The sequence below is a fragment of the Mesorhizobium sp. P2_E7 genome (genome assembly GCF_056403855.1).
Window position 1 is genome coordinate 3056047 of record NZ_JBFUER010000001.1, and the last position, 16769, is coordinate 3072815.

Here is a 16769-nt window from a genome sequence, read left to right on the forward strand (position 1 = left end):
CATGACCGACTATATCATCGTAGGCGCCGGCCCAGCCGGCTGCGTTCTGGCCAACCGGCTAAGTGAGGAACCCTCAAATTCGGTTCTGTTGCTGGAAGCCGGCGGCAAGGACTGGCACCCCTACATCCACATGCCGGCGGGCTTTGCCAAGATGACCAAGGGCATCGCGTCCTGGGGCTGGTCGACCGTGCCGCAAAAGCACATGCAGGACCGCGTCTTCTGGTACACGCAGGCCAAGGTGGTCGGCGGCGGCTCGTCCATCAACGCCCAGATCTACACGCGCGGCAACGCCCGCGATTACGACGCTTGGGAGAAGGAAGAGGGCCTCGCGGGCTGGGGTTACCGCGACGTGCTGCCCTATTTCAAGCGGGCCGAGAACAACCAGCGCTTCGCCAACGATTTTCATGGCGACCAGGGGCCGCTCGGCGTGTCGAACCCGATTTCGCCGCTGCCGATTTGCGAGGCCTATTTTCGCGCCGGCCAGGAGATGGGTATTCCCTTCAACCCGGACTTCAACGGCGCTGCCCAAGAAGGCGTCGGCTATTACCAGCTGACTCAGAAGGACGCCCGGCGTTCATCGGCTTCGGTCGCCTATCTGAAGCCGATCCGTGCCCGCAAGAACCTGACCGTCAGGACCGATGTGCTGGTGACCCGCATCGTGGTCGAGAAAGGCCGCGCCATCGGCGTCGAGATCGTCGACAAACCCGGCGGCCAAAGGACCATCCTGCGCGCCGAACGCGAAGTGATCGTCTCGTCCGGCGCCATCGGTTCGCCGAAGCTGTTGATGCAGTCCGGCATCGGCCCGGCCGATCACCTGAAGTCGGTCGGCGTGACACCCGTGCATGACCTGCCCGGCGTCGGCTCCAACATGCAGGACCATCTCGATTTGTTCGTCATCGCCGAATGCACCGGCGACCACACCTACGACAACTACGCCAAGCTGCACCGCACGGCATGGGCCGGCTTGCAGTATCTGCTCCTCAAGAAAGGGCCGGTCGCCTCCAGCCTGTTCGAGACCGGCGGCTTCTGGTACGCCGACCCGACAGCCGCCTCCCCCGACATCCAGTTCCATCTCGGCCTCGGCTCCGGCATCGAGGCCGGCGTCGAGAAGCTGAACAACCCGGGCGTCACCTTGAATTCGGCCTTCCTGCGCCCGCGCTCGCGCGGCACGGTGCGGCTGAAGAGCGGCGATCCGGCCGACCACCCGCTGATCGATCCCAACTACTGGTCTGACCCTTATGACCGCGAGATGTCGATCAAGGGCCTGAGACTGGCGCGCGAAATCATGCGCCAGAAGGCGCTAGCGCCTTATGTGCTGCGCGAAGTGCTGCCCGGACCGTCGCTCGCCAGCGATGACGAGCTGATCGATTATGCCTGCCGCACCGCCAAGACCGACCATCATCCGGTCGGCACCTGCCGCATGGGCAACGACGCCATGGCCGTGGTGACGCCGGACCTGCGGCTGCGCGGCATCGAAGGCTTGCGCGTCTGCGACGCTTCGGTGATGCCGCGCGTGCCCTCCTCCAACACCAATGCGCCGACCATCATGATCGGCGAAAAAGGCGCCGACATCATCCTCGGCCGCGAGCCACTGCCACCGGCGGTGTTTTCCGGCAATCGCGCGGCGTAGCCTCAGGAGAGCCAATCAATGATCAGGCATTGCGTTTTTGTCCGCTTCCGCAGCGATGTAGCCGAAGCCGAGCGGACGGCAATCCACACCGATCTCGAGGCGCTGCGCTCCGTCATCGACGGGATGGACACAGTCCATTTCAGCGCCAATGTCAGCCCGGAGCCGTTCGCGCGCGGTTTCAGCCATGGCTTCACCATCGACTTCCGCGATGCCGCGGCCCGCGACGCCTATCTCGTGCATGAGGCGCATCAGCGCGCCGGCGCCCGCCTGGTCGCAGCCCTCGAAGGCGGCACCGACGGACTGATGGTATTCGATCTCGATATCTCGAAAAAGTGACCGCGCTTCTTTCGAAAGCCGGCTGACCACCTGTTCTCTTTTGCGGCCCGAGGAACATATCGTTGCCTTGGGGGGTGCATTGGAGCAACGTCGTGACCCTCACCCCGCAACAGAAGAAAACCGTCCTTGCCTCCTTCCTCGGCTGGACGCTCGACGCTTTTGATTTCTTCCTTCTGACCTTCCTGCTCACCGACATCGCAACCGAATTCAACACCGACGTTCCGGCAGTCTCCAAGGCGCTGTTCCTGACGCTGGCGACGCGCTTTATCGGCGCATTCTTCTTCGGCATGCTCGCCGACAAGTATGGCCGCAAGCCGATCCTGATGCTCAACATCGTCAGCTATTCGGTGATCGGAGCGCTCGCCGCCTTCTCCCCCAATCTCGGCATATTCCTTGCGCTGCGCGCGCTGTTCGGCATCGCCATGGGCGGCGAATGGGGGCTCGGCAGTTCGCTCGCCATGGAATCCATTCCGCCCAACGCACGCGGCATGGTCTCGGGCATCCTGCAATGCGGCTACCCCACCGGCTATTTGCTCGCGGCCGTGGTCTATGGCCTGCTCTATCAGCAGACGATCGGCGGCTACACGATCGGCTGGCGCGCCATGTTCCTGCTCTCCTTCCTGCCGGCGCTGATCGTTCTCTTCATCCGCTCCCACGTGCCGGAATCGCCGGCTTTCGTCGAGGCGCAGAAATCCGTCAAACCGGGACTGCTGGAAACGCTGCGGAAGCACTGGGGCGTCGCCCTCTATGCGGTGGTGCTGATGATGTTCTTCAACTTCTTCAGCCACGGCACGCAGGATCTCTATCCGACCTTCCTGAAGAAGCAGCATGGCTTCGACCCGCATACGGTGAGCTGGATCACCATCGTCGCCAATATCGGCGCCATCGTCGGCGGCCTGGCGTTCGGCGCACTGTCCGAGAAGATCGGCCGCATCAATGCGATCACGCTCGCCTGCCTGATCGCGCTGCCGGCGATCCCGCTCTGGGCCTACAGCTCGACGCCCTTCATGCTGGCCATTGGCGCCTTCGTCATGCAGGTCGCGGTCCAGGGCGCCTGGGGCGTCATCCCGGTGCATCTCAACGAGCTGTCGCCGGGTGCGGTGCGGGCGACCTTGCCCGGCTTCATCTACCAGGCCGGCAATCTCGCGGCGTCCTATGGCGGCCCCTACCAGGCCGGCATCGCCGAGGCGCCCGGAGGCAGCTATGGCTACGCGCTGGCGCTGTTTGCCGGCGTGGTCGCCGTCTGCATCATCGTCGTCATCCGCTTCAGCCCGGAGCGGCGCGGCCAGGTGATGACGGTACTCGGGTGAAGAACCAGGCCCTCATCCCATTCTGAGGGCCACGACGCCGGCAACGATGCTGAGCGCAGCGGCGCCGCGCCAGCCAGTCATCTTCTCGCCCAGCGCGAAGACCGAGATCATCATGGCAAACAGGATCGAGGTTTCGCGCAGCGACGCCACCGAGGCGATCGGCGCCTTGGTCATCGCCCACATCACGATCCAGTAGGCGGCGCCGCTGAGCACGCCGGTGAACAGGCCGGCTTTCCAGTCGCGCGCCAGAACGGGCAATGCCTTGGGCCCGCGGAAGAAGAGGCACAGCACCAGTGCGCCAAGGGCGTCGCAGATGAACAGCCAGGCGGCATAACTCTGTGCCGTCGCCGCCAGCCGAGCACCGCTGCCGTCGGAGAGCGTATAGCTGGAGATGAAGATCGAAGTGCCGAGCGCAAAGGCCACCGCGCGCAGATTGATCCGCTCCAGATGCGCGCCACCACGAAACGACATCACCAGCGTGCCGGCCGACAGCAGCAGGATGCCGAGGACGGCGAACGGGGCCGGCATCTCCTGCACCACGACAACGCCGCCGAGCGCGGTCAGCAGGGGTGCCGTGCCGCGCGCCAGCGGATAGGTCTGGGCGAAATCGCCGGCCTTGTAGGCGCCGATCAGGAAGGTCCGGTAGCCCATGTGGAAAATGACGGAAGCGATGATGTAGGGCCACACCGCGGCCTTCGGGAACTCGACGAAAGGCAGCACGAAGAGTGCTGCAAACCCCATGCCCAGCGTCATCAGCGTGATCGACAGGAAACGGTCGAGATGCACCTTGACCAGCGCATTCCAGATCGCGTGCATGGCGGCAGCGGCAAGCACCGCGAAGAAGACGAAAAGCGTCATCTGCCGTGCTGCATCGCGAGCGGCGTTTCGAGATCGATGTCGACGCGCAGCGGAAAATGGTCCGAGGCGATTTCGCCGATATCGGCGCCGACCGAACGCACGCGGTCGGCGAACATACCACCGACGAAGCAATGGTCGAGCCGGCGCTTCGTCAGCTTTCCGTCGATGGTCTTCACATGGGTGTGGAAATCCGCCGTCGGCTCGCTGGCGACCGAAGCCGCTTCGACAAAGCCATCGAGATAGGCGGCGGCGCGATGGTATGGCGTGCTGCCGACGATGCGGCGATGTTCGGCACTTCCCGGTTCCATGTTGAAATCGCCCATCCAGATCGCCGCCCTCGGGCTTTCCGGCTCGGCTTCCCCGCTGGTCCAGTTTCGCGCAGGCTCGTCATCGATGCCGCTCCACGGTCCGCCTTCGGACGGCGCGCGGCGATGCTCGTTGAGCAGATAGTCGATCTGCTCCAGCCGCTCTTCGGCACCGATATGGGCGAGATGCAGCGACAGGAAACGCACCGGACCGGCCGGCGTGCGGATCATGCATTCAAGCGCAGCGTTGCGCGTGTTGAGCGGCCTCAGCGTGCGGCGCATCGGCAGCGCATGCAGGCGCGACCAGACGATCGGCAGTTTCGACAGCAGCATGGTACCGAACTGCCGACGGCGATTGACGAGCCGGCCGTCGCGCCGCTCGCTGGCGTCCATGTCGAAGGCCGGGCCGTAGACCCAGTGATAGTCGGGCAGCAGTCTGGACAGGATCTCCGGCTGGTCGTCCTCATTGGTCCGCTGCCAGTGCCGTTCTACTTCCTGCAGCGCAATGATTTCGGCGCCGTCAACGATCCGCGCGGCGCGCGTCAAATCGTAACGGCCGTCGCTGCCGAACCCGTACTGGATGTTGTAGCTGACCAGCTTCATTGCTTATCCGGCTCAGTTTCGCTGTTGGCAGTAGCGGTTCGGCGATAGGCTTGCAATGGACCGCCGCGGCAACGGCGCTGGGCCAGCTTACCAAGTGGTGAGCGGCTGAAAACTTCCCGCCGGCGACGCCGCCAGTTCCGCCCAGTCGATCTCTTCCTCCAGCCGATGATAAGCCTCGTCGCCGATCGTGCCGTTGCGGCGCAATTCCTCCAGCGTGTCGCGCTGGCGGTTGATGGCGTAGAGGCGGAGCCGGTCGTATTCGGTTGCGGCTTGAGCGTCGTCCGGGTTTTCCGCGATCACGCGCTGCGCTTCATACTGCTCGCGCACGACAGCCGCCGCGGCTGACGTCTTGCGGCTCAACACGTCGAGGGCTGCCTGCATGATGGCCGCGCGGGCCTGCGCCACCTCGTTGTCGATCGTCCTGTCCGGGGCGAAGTTGATCCAGCGCAGCAGCGGTTTCAGGGTCATGCCTTGCACCACCAGCGTGCCCAGAACCACTGCGAAGGCGGCCAGCACGATCGGGTCGCGGTGGGGAAAATCGGCCGGCAGGGCAATCGCCACCACCAGCGTCACCAGCCCGCGCATGCCGCACCAGCCGACCAGCACGGCGCCGCCAAATGTCGGCAGATCGCGCCTTGCCTCTTGGCTGCCGAGGCGGGCAAGCCATCGGATGATGGCGACGTAACTCCCGACCCAGACCAGCCGCGCCACGATGACGACCACCAGCACGGTTCCCGCGAAGAGAAAGGCTTCGCCCTGTCCATCGCCTGAGAGACGGCCGACGATCGAGCGAGCCTGCAGGCCCATCAGCACGAAGGCCAGCACGTTGAGCACGAACACCGCCGACTCCCAGACCGAATAGGTGCTGACGCGGCGTCTGGCGGACATGCGGCGCGGCGCCCTGCGTGCGATGGTGATGGCGTAGACGACGATGGTGATGATGGCGGAAAGACCGAGCTTGTCGGCGATGATCCAGACAGCAAAGGTTCCAGCGAATTGCACCACCGTGCTGCTCGCCGCGTCCTCGATCCGGCCAAGCGTCAGCAGCGAGATCCGGCCGAACACATAGCCCGCGACCAGACTGCCGATCGTTGCCAGCAGGATCACCGGAATGGCGTTGCTCAGCATGATCGTGCCGAGCGCGGCCGAAACCGCCAGCCGGTAGATCAAGAGTGCCGTGGCATCGTTGAGCAGGCTCTCGCCCTGCAGGATGGCGGTGATGCGGTGCGGCACCTTGAACTGGCTGAGCACGGCAGACGCCGCCACTGCATCCGGCGGCGCGACGATGGCGCCGAGCGCGATCGCCGCCGCGATCGGCAGGCCGGCCATCTTCCAGCCGACAAAGGCAACCACCACGGTGGTGAAGACCACGGCGCCAAGCGCCAGCAATGCCAGCGACAGCCGGTAGCGTTTCAGGTCGCGCAGCGAAGTGTCATAGGCGGCATCGAGAAGCACCGGCGCGATGAACAGCGCAAGCGCCAGTTCCGGATCGATCTCGATCGTCGGCGCGCCTTGCACGAAGGCAATCGCGACCCCGGCTAGAGCCAGCAAGGACGGATAGGGAATCTCCAGCCGCCGCGACAGCGCCGTCAGCGCGACGGCAGCCAGAAGCAGGACAAGGGTCAGTTCGAAAAGAGCCATGGCCCATCGTAGCGGCGAAGCGGCATTGTGGGCAGTGGCCGGATGGCAAGATGCTGTTGATTGTCCAGCAAACGCCCGCCTCTGGCCCGCAGCCGCTCATCGCGCCGGCTTGAATCGACCGCCTCAGTTTTCCTGAGGATGCTGCTTTTATTAGTGCAGCACCAGCATGTCGCTCGACGAGAACGATATCTCGGCCTTCTCGCCGACTGCCGGCGGCGGCGTTGCCGGGCTGTTGAATGTGTCGAGCGAGACCGTGTTACCGCCGATACCGACGCGAACCCGGATGACCGAGCCGAGGAAGTGCACTTCGGAAATTTCGCCTGACAGGCTGGAGTCACGGCCAGGCTGGCGCCCCAGCGAAATCGCCTCCGGCCGCAGCGCCAGAGACAGCATGTCGCCGGACTTCGACCCGTTGAGCTTGCCCTTGAGCGAGACCTCCTGCGTGTTGACCTGCACCGTGCCGGCCGCGGCATCGGTGACCTTGCCTTCGAGCACGTTCAGCGTGCCGACGAAATTGGCGACGAACTTGGTTGCCGGGCGATTGTAGATCTCGAACGGCGTGCCGACCTGCTCGGCCTTGCCGCCATACATGACGGCGATGCGGTCGGAGATCGATAGCGCTTCTTCCTGGTCATGCGTGACGAAGATGGTGGTGATGCCGAGCTTCTTCTGGATCGAGCGGATTTCCTCACGCAGTGACACGCGCACCTTGGCGTCGAGTGCCGACAGCGGTTCGTCGAGCAGCAACAGTTTCGGCTTCGGCGCAATCGCACGCGCCAGCGCGATGCGCTGCTGCTGGCCGCCGGAGAGCTGGTAGGGATAGCGGTCGGCCATCTGCGGCAGCTTGATGATGTCGAGCATCTCGGCCACGCGTCTATCGATGTCCGCCCTGGGCATGCCGGCGACCTTCAGTCCAAAGCCGATGTTCTGCGCCACCGTCAGGTTGGGGAACAGTGCATAGGCCTGGAACACCATGCCGACATTGCGCTGGTTTGGCTTCAGCCTCGTGATGTCCTTGCCTGCAACGACGATCTTGCCCGCCGACGGCTCTTCGAAACCGGCGACCATCCGCAGAACGGTGGTCTTGCCGCAGCCGGACGGCCCGAGGAAGGAAACGAATTCGCCCGGCTCGACATCGAGATTGAAATCCTCGACCACAGTGGTGGCGCCGAAGGATTTTCGCACATGCTGGATGGAGAGGAATGGTTCGGCCATGGCTTTTTCTTTCGATCAGTACTTTGTCGATCAGTTCGGGCGGTTCGCCGATCTCGGCGCGAACCGGGACAGGATCTGGATCAGCGACATGCAGCCCCAGGTGATGGCGAAGGCTATGATGGCAAGCGCCGCCGGCTCATAAGCGCGGTTGGCGCCAACGTTTTGCAGATAGGGGCCGAAGGCGGGCCGATTGAGCAGGCTGGCCATGGTGAACTCGCCGATGACGATGGCGAACGTGAGGAAGGCGCCCGACAACACCGCGATCAGCACATTGGGCAGGATCACTCGACCAATGATCGTGCCCCAACCGGCGCCCAGAATCTGCGCCGCTTCCGTCAGCGTCCTGACATCAATGGTGCGAAGGCCGGTATCGACGGCGCGGTACATGTAGGGCAGCGCCAGCATCGCATAACCGATGACCAGCAAGGCATTTGTACCCATGTCGGTCGCCAGGAACGGCAGCGGCGAATTCGAACCGTACATCCTGATATAGCCGAAGACGATGACGATGGCCGGAATGACCAGCGGCAGCAACGTGATAAACTCGACGATCGGCCGCAGTTGCGGCAGGCGCAGCCGAATCCAGTAGGCGGCGGGCACCACGATCAACACGCCGAGAATGATGGTGAAGACGGCGGCGAGCACCGAGTAGCCAAAGGTCGCCTGAAAACGAGGGTCGCCAAGCACGATCTGATAGGCATCGAAGGAATAGGCGCCGCGCCGCATGCGCATGGAAAATTCCACGGTTGCGATCAGCGGAATGAAGAAATAGGCCGCGCCCAGCGCGAAGACGACCCAGGCCCAGAATTTGCCGGACTTCATTTCAGCCACCTCTCCGAACGCGTCCGGAACCAGATGTAGAAGACATTAGCGAGCCCGGTGATGACGATCATGCCGAAGGCGATCGCATAGCCGAGATGAGCATTGTGCAGCACGTCGCCGCGGATCTGCGCATAGAGCAGGATTGGCACGATGTTGAGGGAGGAGCCGGTCAGCGCATAAGCGGTGGCGATAGCGCCGAAGGCATTGGCGAAGAGCAAGATGACCGTGCCGAGGAAGCTGGGCCAGATCACCGGGATCACCACCATGCGCCAGTATTGCGCCTGGGTGGCGCCGAGCGTCGCGGCGGCCTCGCCCCATTCCTTCTTCAAACCGTCGATCGCCGGCGTGATGATGACCACCATCAGCGGGATCTGGAAATAGACATAGGTCAGCGTCAGGCCCCAGAACGACAGGATGTTGAAGCCGTGTGCGTAGATGTTGAGGCCGAACACCGTGTTCAGAAGCACCGTCGCGAGACCGAGCCGTCCCAGTGTCGCGAGGAAGGCGAAGGCCAGCGGTACGCCGGCGAAATTGGAAGCAACGCCGGAAAAGGTTAGCGTTGCCGAGCGTATCCACTCCGGCAGGCCGCCGCGCACGATCGCGATGGCGATGGCGAGCCCGGCGAAGGCACCGATCAGCGCCGAGGAAAGGCTGACTTTGAGCGAGATCCAGTAGGCGGCGACAATCGATGGCTGCGCCAGCGCCGCTATGTTTTCGAACGTGAATTCGCCGGCATCGTTCTGGAATGCGCCCAGCATCAGATAGAGCGTGGGCAAGATCAGGAACATGATTGCGAAGATGAAAAATGGCGCGACACCGAGCCATTGCGTCGGCAGTCGCAATGCGCGCGCCTCGCTGGGGGGCGCGGTCTTCCCGGCGACTGCGTGATCGGAAAGCGAGAGATCTGTCATGCGCCGGCTACCGTCTCCGAGGAAAACCGGGCGGCCGCGAGGCCGCCCGGTTGGCTTCAAGCCTTACTTGACGTTGGCGCCGACGACGGCATCCCAGTTCTTGGTGACGGCTTCCTTTGCCTTGCCCTGCTCGTCCAGCGTCGGGAACACCGCCGCAGCGTAAGCCTCAGCCGGCGGCAGCTTGGCCATCACGTCCGCCGGGAGCTTGCCGTTCTTGGCAAGATCGTTGAAGCGGATCGGGTGGCAATAGCCTTTCAGCCAGCCGATCTGGCCTTCGTCGGAGTAGAGATACTCCAGCCACAGCTTGGCAGCGTTCGGATGCGGTGCGAAAGCACTGATAGCCTGCACGTAGACGCCGGCAACGACACCCGTCTTCGGCACGACGACGTCGACGGGCGGATTACCCTTCAGCGTGTCGCGACCGGCAAGTGCATTGTAATCCCAGGTCACCAGGATCGGCGTCTGGCCTTGAGCCAGGGTCGCCGGCTTGCCGATGACCGGCACGAAATTGCCGGCGGCATTGAGCTTCTTGAAGAAGTCGAGGCCGGCGGTACCGGCAGCTTCGCCGGCAGCCGCGCCGCCTGAAAGGCCGGCCGCGTAGACGGCCTGGATGGCCTGGTTCGAGGCGCGCGGGTCGCCTGCAAGCGCCACGGTGTTGGCGAATTCCGGCTTCAGCAGGTCAGCCCAGTCAGCCGGTGCTTCCTTGACGAGATCCTTATTCACCAGGAAGGACAGCACGCCGTAGTAGTCGCCGGTCCAGAAACCGTCGGCATCCTTGGCGCTGTCCGGGATCGAGTCCCAGGTCGACACTTTGTAGGCCTGGATAAGGCCGTCGGCCTTGGCGGTCGGGCCGAAGGACAGGCCGACATCAATGACGTCGGGAGCCTGCGGGCCCTTGTTGTCCTTGTTGGCCTTGATCGCCTCGACCTCGTCGCCAGAGCCGGCATCGGGGTTGAGTTCGTTGACGGTGATTTCCGGATACTTCGCCTTGAAGCCGTCGATGACGGCGCCGTAACCGCACCAGTCATGCGGCAGCGCAATTGTGGTGAGCTGGCCTTCCTTCTTCGCCGCGGCAACCAGTTCATCCATGGACTGGGCCGATGAGATAGCAGAGGTCGCCATGAGGGCGACGGCCGATAGGGAAAGCACTTTCCCCGTAAACTTGAACATGTGTTCTCTCCGTTGAACTGGCGTCGCTGGACGCCTGCGATGCGGTATCTTTTTCATATGACAGCCAGATGAAAGCTTTTTGAAACTGGCGCCCGGCGGTACGAAAAGTTAACTCTTTTTAACGGGCTGTAGCAATCAGCCTCCACTTAATTTCCCGGCTAATGGTTTATTGCCTTGCCCTTTGCCCCCTTGCCCTTTCCTTTCCCCTCGTTTCCAGATCACTTCCGGCGCCGCTAGCCGCCTCACACAGTGCCGGCTATGGCGTTCTCAAGCAGCGTCAGCGCCGCCTTCTTGGTCAGCTTGACCGGGTTGCCGCCGGCGGTCGGATCGACCACCGCCATGTCGGCGATCAGCCCCTTGCGCTTCTTGTCCATATCGAGCCCCTTGATCAGACCGGGCAGCGCATGCGGCACCTTGAGCTCCTTGCGCAGCTTGATGATCGCTTTGGCAAAGCCGTTGAAGCCGCCCTTGATGCCGCAATAGGCGGCAAGCCGAGCGATCCGCTCTTCGATCGAGTCCCGGTTGAAGGCCAGGACATAAGGCATGAACACCGCATTGGTCATGCCGTGATGGGTGTCGTAGAGCGCGCCGATCGGATGCGACAGCGAATGGATGGCGCCCAGCCCCTTCTGGAAGGCGGCAGCGCCCATGGCCGCAGCGCTCATCATATGGGCGCGGGCCACGAGGTCCTTGCCGTTGGCATAGGCCTTGGGCAGGTTCTCGAACACTAGGCGCACACCTTCCACGGCGATGCCGTCGGCCATCGGGTGGTAGCCCGGCGCGCAATAGGCTTCGAGACAGTGGGCGAGCGCATCCATGCCGGTGCCGGCGGTGATGAAACCGGGCATGCCGACCGACAGTTCCGGATCGGCAATGACGATTGCCGGCAAAAGTTTCGGATGGAAGATGACCTTCTTGGTGTGCGTCGCCTCATTGGTGATGACGCCGGCGCGACCGACTTCCGAGCCGGTGCCGGCGGTGGTCGGCACGGCGATGATCGGCGCGATGGCGTCGGAATTGGCGCGCGTCCACCAGTCGCCGACATCCTCGAAGTCCCACACCGGCCTTGTCTGCCCGGCCTGGAAGGCGATCAGCTTGCCGAGATCGAGGGCCGAGCCGCCACCAAAGGCGATGACGCCGTCATGCTTGCCCTTCTTGAACACGGCGATGCCGGCTGTGAGGTTGGAATCGACCGGGTTCGGCTTCACCTCGGAGAACACGCCATAGGGTACCTTGGCGTCGTCGAGAATCTTTAGGGTCGAAGCGACGACCGGTAGCTTGGCCAGCCCGGGATCGGTAACGAAGAGCGGCCGCTTGATGCCGGTGGCCGCAAGCACGTCGGGCAATTCCTTGATGCGCCCGGCGCCGAAGCGGACGGTGGTCGGATAGTTCCATTTGGAGATCAGCTTGGACATGTCTTGTCTTTCAAAAATCAGATGGCTTCGCGCAGGTGGAAGGATTTCGGCCGGGTCAGGTTGTCATAGCCGAGCGCCGACAGGGCAACACCCTTGCCGGTGTCCTTGACGCCAGTCCACACCAGCGCCGGATCGAGGTAGTCGCAGCGGTTCATGAACACGGTGCCGGTCTCGACGCGGTCGCCGATCGCCACCGCGTGCTCGATGTCTCCGGTCCAGATCGAAGCGGTCAGTCCGTAGGGGCTGTCGTTCATCAGCGCGATCGCCTCCTCGTCATTGCGCACCTTCATGATGCCGACGATCGGGCCAAAGCTTTCCTCGCGCATGACGCTCATCTGGTGGTCGACGCTGGTCAGAACTTCCGGCGCCAGGTAGGGCGAGCCGGCCTTATCGTTAGCCACCTTCATATTGATATGTGCCACCGCGCCCTTGCGCAGCGCCTCGGCCTTCTGCTCGCGGATCAGGTCGGCAAAGCGCGCCTGCGCCATCGGCCCCATTGTCGTCGCCTGCTCCAGCGGATTGCCGACGACATAGTTCTTCGTCTCGGCAATGAAGCCTTCGACGAACTGATCGTAGACCTTTTCATGCACATAGACGCGCTCGATGCCGCAGCAGCACTGGCCGGAATTGTAGAAAGCGCCGTCGACCAGATTGGCCACCGCATGATCGAGCTTGGCGTCGGGCAGCACATAGGCCGGATCCTTGCCGCCGAGCTCGAGGCCGAGCGTCATGAAGGTGCCTGCCGCAGCCTTTTCGATGGCGCGGCCGCCGCCGACCGAGCCGGTGAAGTTGACATGGTCGATCCTGCCGGAACCGAGCAGCTTCTCGGTCTGGGCATGGTTGAGCACGACATTCTGGAACACGCCCTTGGGCAGGCCGATCTTGTCGAACGCCTGCTGGAACCGTTCGCCGACCAGCAGCGTCTGCGCCGCATGCTTCAGGATGACGGTGTTGCCGGCCATCAGCGCCGGCACGATGGTGTTGACCGCGGTCAGATAAGGATAGTTCCACGGCGCAATCACCATGACGACGCCGAGCGGATCCTTTTTCACATAGCGGCGAAAACCATCCTTCGGATTGGAAGCTGGCACGGATTTCAGCGCAGCTTCAGCGATCTCGACCATGTAATTTGTGCGTTCCCTAACGCCGCCGAACTCACCGCCATAGCGCACCGGGCGCCCCATCTGCCAGGCGATCTCGGGCACGATCTCGTCGGTCATGGCGACCAGCGCTTCCAGCATCGCCAGCATGTACTTGCCACGCTCGACGATCGGCGTCAGCGCCCACTTCTCCTGCGCCGCCTTGGCGCGCTCGACCGCGGCATTGATCGACTGATCGGTCGCGATCGGCCGCTCGGCATAGATCGAACCATCGATGGGGGATTTGAGTTTGACCGTTTCGGTCATTTTGTAAGTCCTCGTACTTTTACAACAATCAAGAATGACATGGCTTGGCGCTGCCCCGCTCCAACGCTGGCGCACTCTTTCCCCATTCTCAACGGGGAAAGAGTGGGAGGCAGCCGACGTTCGCAGGCTACCCTAGTACCGCTCGAACCCCCTGTGCAGTTCCCAATCCGTAATCCGGCGGTCGTATTCGAACTGCTCCCACTTGGCGGTGTGGACATAATGTTCGAGCACGTCGTCGCCGAGCGCCTGCTTGAGCATCTTCGACTTGGCCAGCGTCTCGGTGGCGTCCCGAAGCGTCTTCGGGATCTCCGGCAGGCGCGAGGCCTGGTAGGCATCGCCGACGAAGGGCTTTTGCAATTCGAGTTTCTCATCGATGCCTGCAAGGCCGGCCGCGATCAGCGCGGCGAAAGCAAGATAAGGGTTCAGATCGGCACCGCCGATGCGGCATTCCATGCGGATGCCCTTGGTGCCCTCGCCGCACAGGCGGAAGCCGGCGGTGCGGTTGTCCTCGCTCCACATGATCTTGGTCGGCGCGAAGGTGCCGGCCTGGAAGCGTTTGTAGGAATTGATGTAGGGCGCCAGGAACCAGGTGAACTCCTTGGCGTATTTCAACTGCCCCGCTGCCCATTGCTGGCCGAGTGTCGACAGCGTCCAGTCGGCCTTTTTGTCGAAGAACAAAGGCGCCTTGCCGTCGGCGCTCCACAGCGAATTGTGGATGTGGCTGGAATTGCCGGCGAGCCCGTAATTGTATTTCGACATGAAGGAGATCGACTTGCCTTCGGACTCGGCAATCTCCTTGGCGCCGTTCTTCAGGATGACGTGGCGGTCGGCCATGTCGAGCGCCTCGGCATAGCGCACATTGATCTCTTCCTGGCCCGGGCCCCACTCGCCCTTGGAATTCTCGATCGGGATGCCGGCTGCTTCCATCTCGTTGCGAAGCCGGCGCATGACGCCTTCTTCCTTGGTGGTGATGCCGATCTGGTAATCGCCGATATAGGGCGAAGCGGTGTCGAGACCCTGCCAGTGCTTCTTGCGAGCGGAATCATAGGTCTCGTTGAACAAATAGAATTCGAGCTCGGAGGCGAAGTAGCCGATATAGCCGCGCTCGGTGAGCCGCTTGACCTGCTTCTTCAGGATGGCGCGCGGCGAATGCGGCAGGTCGTCATGCGTGTGGTGGTCGAGCACGTCGCAGATCACCAGCGCCGTCTTTTCCAGCCACGGAAGACGCCGCAGCGTCGAAAGATCCGGCTTCATGACGAAGTCGCCATAGCCCTTCGACCAGCTTGCCGCCTTGTAGCCAGGCACCGGCTCCATATCGATGTCGGCGGCCAAGAGATAGTTGCAGCCATGCGTCTCGTCATGGGCGGAATCGACGAAATATTGCGCCAGGAAACGCTTTCCCGCGAGCCTGCCCTGCATGTCGACGATACAGGCGAGCACCGTGTCGATCTCGCCATTGGAGACCGCTTTCTTCAACTGATCGAACGAGAAATTTCCGGCCATTCCTTTGGCACTCCAGCGCTGGTCGTTGAGAGGGGTAAACGAAACCGTGGCCGGCGCGAGGCCGGCCATGGTCGTGATGGATGACGTCAGTGGCCGGTTTCGCCGACCGCCTGTTCGGCTGCCTTGATCGCTGCCTGACGCGCCGCGATGATGTCGCCGAGCGGCGGACCCTGGAAGCGGTTGCGTTCGAAAGCGAACCATACGATCGCCGTCAGGATGAAGAAGCCGACGGTGATGTAGAGCGCCCAGTCGTTCGGTGGCTGGATGCCGATGACGAAGATCAGGATCATCGAGACGATCGAGAGAACGCCGAACAGCATGAAGATGGCGCGGCCCATGTTCCACGGCCCCATCTTGTCCCACTTCGGCGTGCCCCAAGCCAGCATGCCGAGCACGATCGGCACGGTGAAGGACAGGAACAGGAAGATGACGGTGCAGGACACGACGATGGTATAGGCCGAGGTCCCGGCAACCGAGACCAGCGTCGAACCCCAGACGAACAGCACCGACAGGATCGATGCCGTCCAGATAGCCGCCACCGGCGTGCGGTAGGTCGGGCTGACCTTGGCCAGTGCCGCCGAGCCAGGCAGGCCGCCGTCCCGCGAGAAGGCGAAGATCATGCGCGAAGCCGAGGTGACGGTTGCGAGGCCGCACAGCAGCTGGGCGATGAACACCACGAGGTAGACGAACTCCTTGAGGCCGGGGCTGACGCGCTGGTCGAAGGCCCAGAAGAACACGTTCCAGCCCTGCTTGGCGGCGTCGTCCATGTTCGGGATCATCAGCACGAAGGCGGCCAGGAACAAATAGCCGAACACCGCCGACCAGATGACCGACATGACCATCGCACGCGGCACTGATGAAGCCGCCTTGATGGTTTCTTCCGAGGTGTGCGCCGAAGCATCGTAGCCGGTAATCGTATAGATCGGCAGCAGCAGGCCAAGCGCGAACACCCAGGCATTCGAGACCGACGGCCAGACGCTGGCGCCGGCCTCACCCGAATAGTTGTGGAAGGTGAAGAGCCGGCTGAAGTCCCAGGTCTCGGCGGAGAACAGGCAGACGACCGCGATCAGGATCGAGCCGAAAAAGATCAAATAGCCCGAAAAGTCTGTCAGCTTAGCCGTCAGCTTGATGCCGAGATGGTTGATCAGTGCCTGGGCGCCGGTGATGATGACCAGGAAGATCATCTGGTTGGTCAGCGTGCCCTCGATGCCGAGCGTCGGTCCGAAGGCGCCGACGAAGAACGTCCAGGTGCCGACATTGATGGCGCCGAGCACGGTGATCAGTCCCAAAAGGTTGAGCCAGGCCGTCACCCAGCCGGTGCCGCGGTTACCGAGGATCGAACCCCAGTGATAGAGGCCGCCGGCCGTTGGATAGGCCGAGCTGATCTGCGACATGGCGACCGCGAAGGTCAGCGAGACGAAGCAGCCGACCAGCCAGCCGATGCCGATGCCGATGCCGCCGGCGCCCGACGTTGCCTGCGCCAGCGAGTTGATGCCGCCCGACAGGATGCAGATGATGGAGAAGGAAACCGCGAAGTTCGAGAAGCGGCTGAGCCGCCGCTCCAGTTCCTGGGCATAGCCCATGCTGTGGAGGTGCTTTACGTCCTCCGCCTTGTCGACGTCTGAATAACCCGGTGCTGCCATT

At 63.0% G+C, this 16769-nt stretch carries 14 protein-coding genes; 3 read left to right on the forward strand and 11 right to left on the reverse strand.

Annotation, left to right across the window (positions count from 1 at the left end):
• Position 1 precedes the first annotated feature (1 nt).
• The 3 genes from AC1DYC_RS15015 to AC1DYC_RS15025 all read left to right on the forward strand — a co-directional run bounded on the left by AC1DYC_RS15015 (position 2) and on the right by AC1DYC_RS15025 (position 3276).
• Positions 2-1630, forward strand: a complete 1629-nt coding sequence (locus AC1DYC_RS15015; RefSeq protein WP_477407425.1) for a GMC family oxidoreductase — start codon at positions 2-4, stop codon at positions 1628-1630.
• A gap of 18 nt (positions 1631-1648) precedes the next feature.
• Entirely contained in the window at positions 1649-1966 is a 318-nt protein-coding gene (locus AC1DYC_RS15020; protein WP_477407427.1) for a Dabb family protein, read from the forward strand.
• Positions 1967-2058: 92 nt separating this feature from the next.
• Positions 2059-3276 (forward strand): MFS transporter, encoded by a 1218-nt coding sequence (locus tag AC1DYC_RS15025; RefSeq protein WP_477407429.1) that lies wholly within the window; start codon positions 2059-2061, stop codon positions 3274-3276.
• A 12-nt stretch (positions 3277-3288) separates the two neighbouring features.
• On the opposite strand, the gene AC1DYC_RS15030 is transcribed toward AC1DYC_RS15025, so the two are convergent.
• From AC1DYC_RS15030 to AC1DYC_RS15080, 11 genes are all read right to left on the reverse strand, one after another.
• A complete protein-coding gene (locus AC1DYC_RS15030) occupies positions 3289-4134 on the reverse strand; it encodes an EamA family transporter (protein ID WP_477407431.1) in 846 nt (281 codons plus the stop codon).
• Positions 4131-5042 (reverse strand): endonuclease/exonuclease/phosphatase family protein, encoded by a 912-nt coding sequence (locus tag AC1DYC_RS15035; RefSeq protein WP_477407432.1) that lies wholly within the window; start codon positions 5040-5042, stop codon positions 4131-4133. Before AC1DYC_RS15035 ends, AC1DYC_RS15030 begins: the two co-directional genes overlap by 4 nt.
• An 87-nt stretch (positions 5043-5129) precedes the next feature.
• A complete protein-coding gene (locus tag AC1DYC_RS15040; protein ID WP_477407434.1) occupies positions 5130-6683 on the reverse strand; it encodes a cation:proton antiporter in 1554 nt (517 codons plus the stop codon).
• 150 nt (positions 6684-6833) lie between these two features.
• Positions 6834-7898, reverse strand: coding sequence for an ABC transporter ATP-binding protein (locus AC1DYC_RS15045; protein WP_477407435.1), 1065 nt, complete (start codon positions 7896-7898; stop codon positions 6834-6836).
• Positions 7899-7928: 30 nt separating this feature from the next.
• On the reverse strand, positions 7929-8720 hold the full coding sequence (locus tag AC1DYC_RS15050) for an ABC transporter permease (protein WP_112559241.1): 792 nt from the start codon (positions 8718-8720) through the stop codon (positions 7929-7931).
• A complete protein-coding gene (locus AC1DYC_RS15055) occupies positions 8717-9631 on the reverse strand; it encodes an ABC transporter permease (RefSeq protein ID WP_112559240.1) in 915 nt (304 codons plus the stop codon). Before AC1DYC_RS15055 ends, AC1DYC_RS15050 begins: the two co-directional genes overlap by 4 nt.
• Positions 9632-9694: 63 nt before the next feature.
• On the reverse strand, positions 9695-10801 hold the full coding sequence (locus tag AC1DYC_RS15060) for an ABC transporter substrate-binding protein (protein ID WP_142866056.1): 1107 nt from the start codon (positions 10799-10801) through the stop codon (positions 9695-9697).
• 242 nt (positions 10802-11043) lie between these two features.
• Complete coding sequence (locus AC1DYC_RS15065; RefSeq protein WP_477407437.1) at positions 11044-12216, reverse strand: iron-containing alcohol dehydrogenase; 1173 nt, start codon at positions 12214-12216, stop codon at positions 11044-11046.
• 17 nt (positions 12217-12233) lie between these two features.
• The gene (locus AC1DYC_RS15070; RefSeq protein WP_477407439.1) at positions 12234-13622 is read right to left on the reverse strand and encodes an aldehyde dehydrogenase family protein; all 1389 of its coding nucleotides are present in this window, start codon (positions 13620-13622) and stop codon (positions 12234-12236) included.
• Between the two features lie 132 nt (positions 13623-13754).
• On the reverse strand, positions 13755-15125 hold the full coding sequence (locus tag AC1DYC_RS15075; RefSeq protein WP_477407441.1) for a glutamine synthetase family protein: 1371 nt from the start codon (positions 15123-15125) through the stop codon (positions 13755-13757).
• 86 nt (positions 15126-15211) lie between these two features.
• A complete protein-coding gene (locus AC1DYC_RS15080; RefSeq protein WP_477407443.1) occupies positions 15212-16768 on the reverse strand; it encodes an amino acid permease in 1557 nt (518 codons plus the stop codon).
• Position 16769: the final 1 nt, after the last annotated feature.